Origin of the sequence: Vibrio sp. 10N.286.45.E10 (assembly GCF_002874195.2) — a bacterium.
GTDB lineage: Bacteria > Pseudomonadota > Gammaproteobacteria > Enterobacterales > Vibrionaceae > Vibrio > Vibrio crassostreae.
The window spans coordinates 2,185,269-2,197,881 of the sequence record NZ_MCWD02000001.1; the positions used below are offsets into that span (position 1 = coordinate 2,185,269).

The following is a 12,613-nucleotide window of genomic DNA, read 5'->3' on the forward strand; positions in this document are numbered from 1 at the left end:
GCGGAAATTAGAAAAGGAGAAAGGAGGTTTGCTATTTGTTAGGAGGTTTTATCTTAACGGTCACGAAAATGCCGCAAAAAGCGGCATCATTCATAAATTAACGAGAGCAAAGTAGAGTAAAGAATACTCGTTATGAATTACTTCCCACTTAAGCAGCTTGTGTAGCTATCTGTAAGTTGCTGAAGAAAATCGAAATAACTTCCACTCTTCACTTCAACCGTTGAACCGATCGGATCAAGCTGGCCTTGTTTAGCGTTACTTCCACGAGTCACCGATTCGATCACAGCCGGAGTAAATTGAGGCTCTGCGAATACACATTGAACATTGTCACGCACCAAGGTTTTCTTGATAGCAATCAGGCTTTTTGCGCCCGGTTTACGCTCTGGGCTCACCGTAAAGTGGCCTAAGTTATTTAGTTCAAACTCTTGCTCAAAGTAGCCATACGCATCGTGAAATACGTAGTAACCTTTGTCTTTCACTGGCGCAAGTTGTTCATGAATAGACTGCTGCTTTTCTTTTAAAGCAATCAGGAATGAATCTAGGTTCTCTTGATACGCCATTGCGTTATCAGGGTCAGATTCAATCAACTTTGCTGAGATGTATTTTGCGGCCACTTCAACTTGATCGATACCTAACCAAAAATGCGGGTCATGGCTACCATGATTATGTCCTTCATGAGCATCGTGGTCATCGTGTCCGAACTCTCGCAAGTTAATTCCTGGAATCTCGCTGATCTTGATAACGTTTTCTTTTGAACCAATCACCTTAGTCAAAAAGGCTTCTAGGTCAGGGCCAAACCAGATAACCATATCGGCACTGTGAACTTTTTTGACATCAGATGGCTTAAGCGCATAATCGTGCGGCGAAGCATTGCTGTTCATCAACACATCCGGTTCACTAACGCCCTGCGTTAATTCCGTCACAATCATTTGAATTGGTTTAAAGCTTGTTAGAATAGTATTGGCACTTGCGACACTTGGCGCTAAAAGCAAAGTAGCAAGTATAAAAGATGAACGTGACATAATCCCTCGATAATAGAAAAGTAGCTTAGGCTTGAGGTAAATGTTACATTATAACATCAGCGAATTGCAAATGAGTTCTATTCATGGATAACTTAATCCAACTAGATTCTGTGAGCGTCGAATTTGACGGTCGAAAAGTTCTAGACAACATCTCTCTAAATTTAGAGCGCGGCAGAATCACCACCCTGATTGGGCCAAACGGTGCAGGAAAGTCGACATTAGTAAAAGTGGTACTGGGTTTACAGACCAAATTTTCAGGCACAATAACAAAAGCCAAAAAACTGAAAATTGGCTATGTACCACAAAAATTAAAGCTCAATGACTCACTACCGCTCAACGTAGAGCGTTTTCTAAAGCTCACTGGCAAGTTCAGTCAGCAAGAAATCCTTGAAGCATTGAAGCTCGTTGGTGCTGAACATCTGCAAAAGAGCAACATGCACCAGTTATCAGGCGGTGAAAACCAACGTGTGCTCATTGCTCGTTCATTACTAAGAAGACCAGACCTACTGGTTCTTGATGAACCGGCTCAAGGAGTCGACGTTCAAGGGCAAATTGACCTGTATGACTTGATTGACACCATTCGTCACCGCTTTGGTTGTGCCGTATTTATGGTTTCGCACGACCTGCATTTAGTGATGGCAAAAACAGACGATGTTATCTGTTTGCACCACCACATTTGCTGTTCAGGTGCACCTGCAGACATCAAACACCATCCTTCGTATATTGCGCTCTTTGGCACCGCGACCCAAGAGACGCTAGCGTTTTATCACCACCAACACGAACATCACCATCATGATCTTGCAGGCCAACCAGTAACGGGCGGTGCACATGAATGTTCAAACCATAAACACGGACACCACTAATGCTTGAGTTTCTTCTTCCCTCTATTATGGCGGGTTTGGGTATTGCACTGATTGCAGGCCCACTAGGTTCATTCGTGGTTTGGCGCAAGATGGCTTACTTTGGTGACACGCTTGCTCACGCTTCTTTGATGGGATTAGCACTTGGCTTCCTGTTCAACATTAACTTGTACTTCGCGCTGCTGATCTGTTGTTTGATGCTGGCTGTGTTGCTCGTAACATTGCAAAAACAAAAACTGGTCGCGACCGATACCCTACTCGGTATTTTGGCGCACAGTGCGCTCTCTTTAGGCCTTGTAGCGGTAAGCTTCTTAGACAACGTTCGAGTTGACCTAATGAGTTACTTATTTGGCGACTTGCTTGCGGTATCGCCGACTGATTTAGTGTTCATCTATGCGGGTGCTGCTGTGATTGGATTGGTGCTTGCTATCTTTTGGCGACCACTACTATCCACGACGGTTAACGAAGACCTAGCGGCAGTTGATGGCATCAACATTGATTTAATGCGTCTGATTTTGATGTTGCTTGTTGGTATCGTGATTGCTGTCGGTATGAAGTTTGTTGGTGCGTTAATCATGACATCGCTGCTGATCATCCCTGCGGCTACAGCAAGGAAATTCGCGAATACACCCGAGCAAATGGCCTTCATCGCATCGATTATTGGCTCTATCGCAGTGGTTCGGAGGACTAAGCTTGTCTTGGTTCTATGATACGCCTGCAGGCCCGTCTGTTGTTATTAGTGCTGCAGCAATGTTTATGTTATCTCAAATGATTAGAAGTCGCGCTTAAGCGTACGATTTTCGTATCTCGTAAGATTGAAAACAGACAAAAAAGGCTTGGTCAGTGACCAAGCCTTTTTAATATCGTTCAGTTAACTTCTATCTCAATCGATAAAAGCCAGCTGATTACCAACCCGTGATTTCACGTAGGCCTTTACCGATGTCAGCAAGAGACTTAACAGTCTTAACGCCTGCTGCTTCTAGTGCTGCGAATTTATCTTCAGCAGTACCTTTACCGCCAGAGATGATTGCGCCAGCGTGGCCCATACGTTTACCCGGAGGAGCAGTAACACCAGCGATGTAAGATACAACTGGCTTAGTTACGTTTGCTTTGATGAACTCAGCAGCTTCTTCTTCCGCAGTACCACCGATCTCACCAATCATTACGATTGCTTCAGTCTCTGGGTCTTCTTGGAAAAGTTTTAGGATATCAATGAAGTTTGAACCTGGGATAGGGTCACCACCGATACCAACACATGTAGACTGACCAAAGCCTTCATCTGTTGTTTGCTTAACTGCTTCGTACGTAAGAGTACCTGAACGAGATACGATACCTACTTTACCCTTCTTGTGGATGTGACCAGGCATGATACCAATCTTACACTCGTCTGGAGTGATAAGACCTGGGCAGTTAGGACCGATCATGCGAACGCCAGTTTCTTCTAGCTTCACTTTAACGTCGATCATATCTGTTGTAGGGATACCTTCAGTGATCGTTACGATCAGTTCGATACCTGCATCAATTGCTTCTAGGATTGCATCTTTACAGAAAGGAGCTGGTACATAGATAACTGTTGCTGTTGCGCCAGTTACTTCTACTGCTTCGCGTACTGTGTTGAATACTGGAAGGCCTAGGTGAGTTTGACCACCTTTACCAGGTGAAACACCACCAACCATTTGCGTGCCGTATGCGATAGCTTGGTCTGAGTGGAATGTACCTTGACCGCCAGTGAAACCCTGACAGATTACTTTAGTGTCTTTGTTAATTAATACAGACATTATTTAGCCTCCGCAGCAGCAACAACTTTCTGAGCAGCATCTGTTAGAGATTCAGCTGCAATGATATCAACATCAGAATTAGCAAGTACTTCGCGACCTAGGTCTGCGTTTGTACCTTCTAGACGAACAACGACAGGAACTGTTACGCCAACTTCTTTAACTGCACCAATAATACCTTCAGCGATCATGTCACAACGAACGATGCCACCGAAGATGTTTACTAGTACTGCTTTAACATTGTCATCAGAAAGGATGATCTTGAATGCTTCAGCTACACGCTCTTTTGTTGCGCCGCCGCCTACATCAAGGAAGTTTGCTGGCTTGCCGCCGTGTAGGTTTACGATATCCATCGTACCCATAGCAAGGCCTGCACCGTTAACCATACAGCCAACGTTGCCATCAAGTGCTACGTAGTTCAGTTCCCACTGAGCTGCGTGCGCTTCGCGCTCGTCTTCTTGTGAAGGATCGTGCATTTCACGAAGCTTTGGCTGACGGTACATTGCGTTTGAGTCAATGTTGATCTTGCCGTCAAGACAAAGAAGGTTGCCTTCGCCAGTAATTACAAGCGGGTTGATTTCTAGCAGCGCTAGGTCGTACTGAGAGAACATTTGGCCAAGACCCATGAAGATCTTAACGAACTGTTTAATTTGATCGCCAACTAAACCAAGTTTGAACGCCAGTTCACGGCCTTGGTAAGCTTGAGGGCCCACTAGAGGATCGATCGCTGATTGGTGAATCAACTCTGGAGTTTCTTCAGCGATTTTCTCAATGTCCACACCGCCTTCAGTTGACGCCATGAATACAATTTTACGCGTTGCGCGGTCAACAACAGCACCTAGGTAAAGTTCGTTAGCAATGTTTGATGCTTCTTCAACTAGGATCTTGGTTACAGGCTGACCATTAGCGTCTGTTTGGTAAGTCACTAGGTTTTTACCTAGCCACTTTTGTGCAAACTCTTTAACGCCTTCTTTGGTGTCATGTAGCTCTACACCGCCCGCTTTACCGCGGCCACCAGCGTGTACTTGACACTTAACGACTTTCTTGGCTGTACTGATACGACCTGCAGCTTCGAAAGCTTCTTGTGCAGTATCACATGCGAAACCTTCTGGTACAGGCAAACCGAATTCTGCAAACAGCTGTTTGGCTTGGTATTCATGCAAATTCATTTTGATATTCCGTTTATTTTCCCTTAAGGGATTATTATTTCCATAACGACACAGTTTCCTGTGTTACGTCTGTAGGGTCTTCTCAAATAAACTGCTGTCCATTTTCTAATGGCTTTACAGTTCAAGTGAAGGCCAGACGTTGAGCAGCCTAGCCTTTGAAACTTTTTACGTCTAGCTAACGGGGTTAACTAGACGTTTTAGCGATACTAAACGTCTAACAGCAGACGTGCAGGATCTTCTAGAAGCTCTTTGATGGTCACTAGGAAACCAACTGATTCACGGCCATCGATTAAACGGTGGTCGTAAGAAAGCGCTAGGTACATCATTGGTAGAATCTCTACCTTGCCATCAACAGCCATTGGACGGTCTTGGATTTTGTGCATACCCAAAATTGCCGCTTGAGGCGGGTTGATGATTGGCGTAGACATTAGAGAACCAAATACACCACCGTTTGTGATAGTGAAGTTACCGCCCATCAGCTCATCAACAGTTAGCTTGCCGTCACGGCCTTTGATTGCTAGCTCTTTGATGCCTTTTTCGATGTCAGCGAAACCTAGTGTGTCACAGTCTTTCAGTACTGGAGTTACTAGACCACGTGGCGTTGATACTGCCATGCTGATGTCGAAGTAGTTGTGGTAAACGATATCTGTACCGTCGATAGAAGCGTTCACTTCTGGGAAACGTTTTAGCGCTTCTGTTACTGCTTTCACATAGAAAGACATGAAGCCCAGACGCGTGTCGTGACGCTTCTCAAATTGGTCTTTGTACTGCTTACGAAGGTCCATGATTGGCTTCATATTCACTTCGTTGAAAGTAGTCAGCATTGCTGTGCTGTTCTTCGCTTCTAGAAGACGGTTTGCAACTGTCTTACGTAGGCGAGTCATAGGTACGCGTTTTTGGCTACGAGCTGCTGCTGGCGCTTCAACTGCTGGTGCAGATGCTGCTGCCGGAGCCGCTTTCGCTGCTGCTAGATGTGCGTCGATGTCTTCACGAGTAATACGACCACCAACACCAGTGCCTTTAACGTCAGCTGGTTGTAGGTTGTGCTCTGCAAGCAAGCGACGAACAGCTGGGCTTAGTGCGTCGTTGCTCTCTTCTGTAAGAGCCGCTTTGTGGCGCTTATCAGGAGAAGCTTCTGTATCTTCCGTTGTATCTTTCGTTGGTTCACCAGCGACAGCACCCGGCTTGATTTTAGCCAGAAGCTGTTTAGAAAGTACCGTAGCACCTTCTTCTTCGATGATAGCTTCCAGAACACCCGCTTCAGGAGCCGGTACTTCTAGAACTACTTTATCTGTTTCGATGTCTACAATGACTTCATCACGTGCAACCGCTTCGCCTGGTTTTTTGTGCCAAGTCGCTACTGTTGCATCAGCCACAGATTCAGGTAAATCTGGAACCAGAATTTCAATTGTCATGTCTGTATTTTCCTTTTACTTCTAGTTCTTAAGTAGGGTCAAAGCGTCGTCTACTAACGCTTTTTGTTGTTTCAAGTGTACCGACATATAGCCAACAGCTGGTGATGCTGATGCAGGGCGACCTGCGTATTGAATATCAGCACCCACTGGGATAGCAGCTCGGAAATTATGTTGGCTACTGTACCAAGCACCTTGGTTTTGTGGCTCTTCTTGACACCAAACGTAATCGACTACATTTGTGTACTGTGCGATGGCAGCTCTCACGTCCTCGTAAGGGAACGGGTAAAGTTGCTCGATACGCACAATAGCGACATCGTCTTGCTCGTTCTTACGTCGTTGGTCAAGCAGGTCAAAGTAAACCTTACCTGAACAGAACACGACGCGTTTTACGTTCTCAGGTGTCAGATCATCAATTTCTGCGATAGCTGGTTGGAACGTGCCTTCTGCCAAATCTTCAAGAGAAGAAGTACACAGAGGGTGACGAAGCAATGACTTAGGTGACATTACAATCAGTGGACGACGCATTGGTCGAACAACCTGACGGCGAATCATGTGGTAAACCTGCGCCGGTGTTGAAGGAACAACAACCTGCATGTTTTGTTCAGCACATAACTGAAGGTAACGCTCAAGACGTGCAGAAGAGTGCTCTGGGCCTTGACCTTCATAACCGTGAGGAAGCAGCATAGTTAGACCACATAAACGTGCCCACTTTTGCTCACCTGATGAAATGAATTGGTCGATAACAACTTGTGCACCGTTTGCGAAGTCACCAAATTGTGCTTCCCAAAGGGTTAGACCGCTTGGTTCTGCTGTTGCATAACCATACTCAAATGCGAGTACCGCTTCTTCAGATAACACAGAGTCAAACACTTGGAATGGCCCTTGTTTATCATGAATGTTCGCAAGAGGAACATACGTGCTTGCATCTGATTGATTGTGCAGTACTGAGTGACGGTGGAAGAACGTACCACGACCTGAATCTTGGCCAGAGATACGAATACGCTTACCGTCGTCAACAAGTGTTGCGTAAGCCAGAGTTTCAGCCATACCCCAATCGACTTGTTTCTCACCATTCACCATGGCAGTACGATCGTTGTACAGTTTATTGACTCGGCTTTGCAGCTTGTGGCTGTCTGGGTATTGGCAAAGTTTGGTACCAAGCTCTTTCAGGCGCTCGATATCAATCTTGTTATCCCACTCGATGTTCCAGTCGTGACCTAGGTAAGGAGACCAGTCTACTGAGTGAAGTGCCATTGGACGCCACTCTTTAACCACAACTTCACCGTGATCAAGTGCATCACGATATTCGTTAACTAGCTGAGTTGCTGTATCAATACCAAACTCACCGCGCTCCATTAGCACGTCAGCGTAAAGCTTACGTGGTGTTGGGTGCTTTTTGATTTTTTGGTACATCAAAGGCTGTGTTGCATTCGGCTCATCGGCTTCGTTGTGACCGTGGCGACGGTAACAAACCAAATCAATAACAACATCACGCTTAAACGTATTACGGTAATCCAATGCCAAACGAGCGACGAAAGCGACCGCTTCTGGGTCATCAGAGTTAACGTGGAAAATCGGAGCCTGAACCATCTTCGCGATATCAGTACAGTACATCGTAGAACGAGTATCGCGTGGGTTAGACGTTGTAAAACCAACTTGGTTATTTACAACGATACGAACCGTACCACCCACACAGAAACCACGCGCTTGAGACATGTTAAACGTCTCTTGTACTACACCCTGACCAGCGATAGCTGAGTCACCGTGGATAGTAATTGGAAGTACACGGCTACCGTCATTATCACCAAGGCGATCTTGACGCGCGCGTACTGAACCGATAACTACCGGGTTTACGATTTCTAAGTGAGATGGGTTAAATGCAAGTGCTAAGTGAACGTTGCCGCCTGGCGTTGCGAAGTCCGCAGAGAAACCTTGGTGGTATTTCACGTCACCAGTACCCCACGTGTCATCGTGCTTGCCCGCAAACTCGTCAAACAGGTCTTGTGGCTTTTTACCAAGCACGTTGACCAACATGTTTAGACGACCACGGTGAGCCATACCAACAACAACTTCGCGCATGCCTTGTCCGCCAGCATGACGAATAATTTCTTTCGTCATTGGGATAAGCGCATCACCACCTTCCAACGAGAAGCGTTTTGCGCCTGGGAATTTCGCACCAAGATAGCGCTCAAGACCTTCAGCAGCAGTTAGCTCTTCTAGGAAAGCTTGTTTTTCTTCTTTGTTGAAAGAGGGTTGACCAGATACAGACTCTAAACGTTGTTGGATCCAACGCTTTTGCTCTGTATTTGTCATGTGCATGTATTCTGCACCAATAGAGCCACAATAAGTTTGCTTTAGAGATTTGTAGAGATCTTTAAGCACCATCGTCTCTTGGCCAATGGCGTAAGAGCCGACGTTAAACGTCTCATTGAGGTCATCTTCGGTAAGAGTGTGGAAAGAAGGGTCCAGTTCATCAACTGTCGCTCTTTTCCATAAACCTAGGGGGTCTAGATTTGCTGCTTGATGCCCTCGGAATCGATAGGCATTAATAAGTTGCAGAACCTTTACTTGTTTCGCATCGACATCTGGATCACTAACTTGGACACTGTAATGCTTTGTTTCTTGAGCGAGTCGACGGAAGTATTCACGAACACGAGAGTGTGGTTGTTCCACTGTCTCTGAAGCTTGCACAGGCAGTTCTTCAAAAACACTTCTCCATTCGTCACTTACCGAATCTGGGTCACTTAGATACAGTTCATAGAGTTCTTCTACGTACGTTGCATTGGCGCCAGCCAAGTGTGAAGACTCGAGCCATGCCTTCATCACGCCGTTGTGCATATTTTCCCTTAACCAGTAGTTTTCACGTTTGCTGCGGTCTATGCCGAGCTATTAAAAGGCCGCCCCAAAACTTCTAGGGCGGCAATTTTTATATAACTTAAACCGAACGATTCACTAGCATGGTCTTGATGTGACCAATCGCTTTCGTCGGATTTAATCCCTTAGGACAAACACTTACACAATTCATGATGCCATGGCAACGAAAAACGCTAAATGCATCATCAAGATCGGACAAACGTTCGTCTGTCGCTGTATCTCGGCTATCAATTAGCCAACGGTACGCTGCAAGCAGGCCTGCTGGTCCGATGAATTTGTCAGGGTTCCACCAGAACGATGGGCATGACGTTGTACAACATGCACACATGATACATTCGTACAATCCATCTAAATGAGCACGCTCATCAGGGCTTTGTAAGTTTTCGCGAGCCGGTGGCACATTGCCATCAGACACTAAGAATGGCTTCACTTTTTCGTAGTTATCGTAGAACTGAGTCATGTCTACAATTAGGTCACGAACAACGGGTAAGCCAGGCAGTGGGCGAATCACAATCTTGTCTTGGCCAGAAAGCGCAGACAATGGCGTGATACACGCTAGGCCATTTTTACCGTTCATGTTCAAACCATCAGAGCCACATACGCCTTCACGGCATGAGCGACGGAATGAGATTGTTGGATCTTGCTCTTTCAACAGAATAAGCGCATCCAAAAGCATCATGTCTGAACCTTCATCCACTTCTAGAGTGTATTCCTTCATATAAGGCTTCTGGTCGACATCTGGATTGTAACGATATAAAGAGAAATTCAGTTTCATGGTCATATCTCCTTAGTACGTACGTGCTTTTGGTGGGAACGCTTCACGATGGATAGGTTCCATGTTTACACCACGCTTAGTCATGCTCTCTGACTCTGGGTTGTAAAGTGAGTGGCATAGCCATTGCTCATCATCACGGTCAGGGAAATCGAATCGAGCGTGTGCGCCACGGCTCTCTGTACGGAAGTTTGCAGCAACAGCCGTTGCGAATGCCGTTTCCATCAAGTTTTCAAGCTCTAGACACTCGATACGTTGAGTGTTGAACTCTGTCGACTTGTCAGATAGGTGTGCATTCTTCAGACGTTCGCGAATCGCTTTAAGCTCTTCTAGGCCTTCAGCCATTGCTTTACCTTCACGGAATACCGAGAAGTTGTTCTGCATACATTGCTGAAGATCTTTACGAATTTGCGCTGGATCTTCACCGTCTGTGCTGTTTTCCCAACGGTTGTAACGCTCTAGTGAACGTTCAATGTCAGCTTCAGTTGCAGGCTTAGCTTCGTCTTGCTTCTTCAGTGTCTCACCTAGGTGTAGACCTGTCGCACGACCAAATACCACTAAATCAAGCAGTGAGTTACCACCTAGACGGTTAGCACCGTGTACAGAAACTGATGCAATTTCACCACAAGCAAATAGGCCTTGTATTTCAACATCGCTTCCGTCTTCAGTTTGCTTAATAGCTTGACCAGAAACTTGTGTTGGAACACCACCCATCATGTAGTGACATGTTGGGATTACTGGGATTGGCTCTTTCACTGGATCAACGTGAGCAAAGGTACGAGAAAGTTCACATACACCAGGAAGACGAGATTCAAGCGTCTCTTTACCTAGGTGATCAAGTTTCAGCTTGATGTGTGGACCCCAAGGGCCATCGCAGCCGCGACCTTCACGGATTTCAACCATCATTGAACGAGCAACAACATCACGACCCGCTAAGTCTTTAGCGTTTGGTGCGTAACGTTCCATGAAACGTTCGCCGTCTTTATTGAGAAGGTAACCACCTTCACCACGACAACCTTCCGTTACCAATACACCAGCGCCAGCAATACCCGTTGGGTGGAACTGCCACATTTCGATGTCTTGCATTGGAACGCCAGCACGAATCGCCATACCAACACCGTCACCAGTGTTGATGTGTGCGTTAGTTGTCGAAGCGTAGATACGACCAGCACCACCAGTAGCAAGGATTGTTGCCTTCGCTTTGAAGTAGCAAACTTCGCCAGTTTCCATACAAAGCGCGGTTGTACCTAAGATTGCACCATCTTCGTTCTTCACAAGATCCAGTGCATACCACTCAGAGAAAACCGTCGTTTTGTGTTTAATGTTTTGTTGGTAAAGCGTATGAAGCAGTGCGTGACCAGTACGGTCGGCTGCAGCTGCGGTACGAGCCGCTTGCTCACCACCAAAGTTTTTAGATTGACCACCGAAAGGACGTTGGTAAATAGTACCGTTCTCAAAACGTGAGAAAGGTAGGCCCATTTTTTCAAGTTCGATTACCGACTCAGGACCGTTTTTACACATGTACTCGATAGCGTCTTGGTCACCGATGTAATCAGAACCTTTTACTGTGTCATACATGTGTTGTTCCCAATGGTCTTCGTGCGCGTTACCAAGAGCAACAGTGATGCCGCCTTGCGCAGAAACCGTATGAGAACGAGTAGGGAAAACTTTAGAAAGCAATGCACAAGATAGGCCTTGCTCAGAAATTTGCAGTGCGGCACGCATACCTGCACCACCAGCGCCGATAACTACGGCATCAAACTCACGAACAGGAATAGTCACTTACGCACCCCACAAAATAAACAGACCAGAGAAGAAATATCCAAGAAGAACTGCAACAACACCAACTTGAAGACCAACACGCAGTTTTGCGCATTTGATGTAGTCAGTTAGTACTTGCCATAGGCCGATCCACGCGTGAACCAAAACAGAAGTAAGCGCTAACATGGTGAAGACTTTAGTGAATGTTCCACCAAAGAATTGCGTCCAAGATGCGTAAGAGATATCACCAGAGAAAGCACAGAAGCTTACTAGGTAGATAGTGTAAAGAGTCATAATGATGGCAGTTGCACGAATCAGTAGATAATCATGAACACCATTACGACCAAAAGTAGAAACGTTGTTTACCATACTAAGATCCCCGCTAGTAGAGACAATACCGCTGTTGCTGCGAATGCAACCTTAGCGCTCTTAGCGCCAGATTCCAGCTCTTCAAAGTGACCTAGGTCCATAAGAAGGTGACGAATACCACCAGCAATGTGGTAAGCCAAAGCGGTTAAAATGCCCCACAGAATAAACTTCACGAAGAAACCATCGACAATGTCGCTAGCTTCCATAAAGCCTACTGGGGATGAGAGGGAAATGGATAGTAACCAAAGCAAAATTCCAATCGCGACAAAAGTTATCACCCCAGACACACGGTGTAGGATGGAAGCTATTGCTGTGATTGGAAAGTGGATGGTCTGTAAATCTAAATTAACAGGTCTTGTCTTTCTTTCTTTCACGGGCTTGCTCACTCAGCTCCATTGAGCATTATGGTCATTAAATAACCTTATGATATTGTTATGGACAAAATTTGATTGCTAACCTTCAAAATTTAACATTAACTTAACAAATAACTGAAGTTGAGCCTTAGATAATTGTAAAATAATTGTTAACTGCTCGATTAAGAAAGACACCTCACATTTCTTCTTAGCCTTGCATTTATAAGGTTTTAACCAAACTTT

The 12,613-nt window shown here is 45.6% G+C and carries 10 protein-coding genes and 1 pseudogene; 2 read left to right on the forward strand and 9 right to left on the reverse strand.

Features of this window, described 5'->3' with window-relative positions; all coding sequences use genetic code 11:
• Positions 1–137 precede the first annotated feature (137 nt).
• A complete protein-coding gene (znuA, locus tag BCU34_RS09575) occupies positions 138–1,022 on the reverse strand; it encodes a zinc ABC transporter substrate-binding protein ZnuA (protein WP_102433588.1) in 885 nt (294 codons plus the stop codon).
• Positions 1,023–1,105: 83 nt separating this feature from the next.
• On the opposite strand from znuA, the gene znuC reads away from it, so the two are divergent.
• Both znuC and znuB read left to right on the forward strand, forming a co-directional pair.
• Complete coding sequence (gene znuC, locus BCU34_RS09580) at positions 1,106–1,885, forward strand: zinc ABC transporter ATP-binding protein ZnuC (RefSeq protein WP_048617861.1); 780 nt, start codon at positions 1,106–1,108, stop codon at positions 1,883–1,885.
• Positions 1,885–2,671 (forward strand): annotated as a pseudogene (gene znuB, locus BCU34_RS09585) (zinc ABC transporter permease subunit ZnuB). The gene znuC and the pseudogene znuB overlap by 1 nt, the downstream one beginning before the upstream one ends.
• A 116-nt stretch (positions 2,672–2,787) precedes the next feature.
• On the opposite strand, the gene sucD reads toward znuB, so the two are convergent.
• The 8 genes from sucD to sdhC form a co-directional block, all read right to left on the reverse strand.
• Positions 2,788–3,660, reverse strand: a complete 873-nt coding sequence (sucD, locus tag BCU34_RS09590) for a succinate--CoA ligase subunit alpha (RefSeq protein WP_004734209.1) — start codon at positions 3,658–3,660, stop codon at positions 2,788–2,790.
• Positions 3,660–4,826 (reverse strand): ADP-forming succinate--CoA ligase subunit beta, encoded by a 1,167-nt coding sequence (gene sucC / locus BCU34_RS09595; protein ID WP_010436793.1) that lies wholly within the window; start codon positions 4,824–4,826, stop codon positions 3,660–3,662. Before sucC ends, sucD begins: the two co-directional genes overlap by 1 nt.
• 206 nt (positions 4,827–5,032) lie before the next feature.
• Positions 5,033–6,241: a 2-oxoglutarate dehydrogenase complex dihydrolipoyllysine-residue succinyltransferase gene (gene odhB, locus BCU34_RS09600; protein WP_009847318.1), complete on the reverse strand. Its 1,209-nt coding sequence runs from the start codon at positions 6,239–6,241 to the stop codon at positions 5,033–5,035.
• Between the two features lie 21 nt (positions 6,242–6,262).
• A complete protein-coding gene (gene sucA, locus BCU34_RS09605; protein ID WP_102478247.1) occupies positions 6,263–9,079 on the reverse strand; it encodes a 2-oxoglutarate dehydrogenase E1 component in 2,817 nt (938 codons plus the stop codon).
• 97 nt (positions 9,080–9,176) lie between these two features.
• Complete coding sequence (locus BCU34_RS09610) at positions 9,177–9,890, reverse strand: succinate dehydrogenase iron-sulfur subunit (protein WP_010436773.1); 714 nt, start codon at positions 9,888–9,890, stop codon at positions 9,177–9,179.
• Between the two features lie 12 nt (positions 9,891–9,902).
• Positions 9,903–11,669, reverse strand: coding sequence for a succinate dehydrogenase flavoprotein subunit (sdhA, locus tag BCU34_RS09615; protein ID WP_048606450.1), 1,767 nt, complete (start codon positions 11,667–11,669; stop codon positions 9,903–9,905).
• Positions 11,670–12,017, reverse strand: coding sequence for a succinate dehydrogenase, hydrophobic membrane anchor protein (sdhD, locus tag BCU34_RS09620; RefSeq protein WP_010436768.1), 348 nt, complete (start codon positions 12,015–12,017; stop codon positions 11,670–11,672).
• A complete protein-coding gene (gene sdhC, locus BCU34_RS09625) occupies positions 12,011–12,403 on the reverse strand; it encodes a succinate dehydrogenase cytochrome b556 subunit (protein WP_019820486.1) in 393 nt (130 codons plus the stop codon). The genes sdhD and sdhC overlap by 7 nt, the downstream gene beginning before the upstream one ends.
• Between the last annotated feature and the right edge of the window lie 210 nt (positions 12,404–12,613).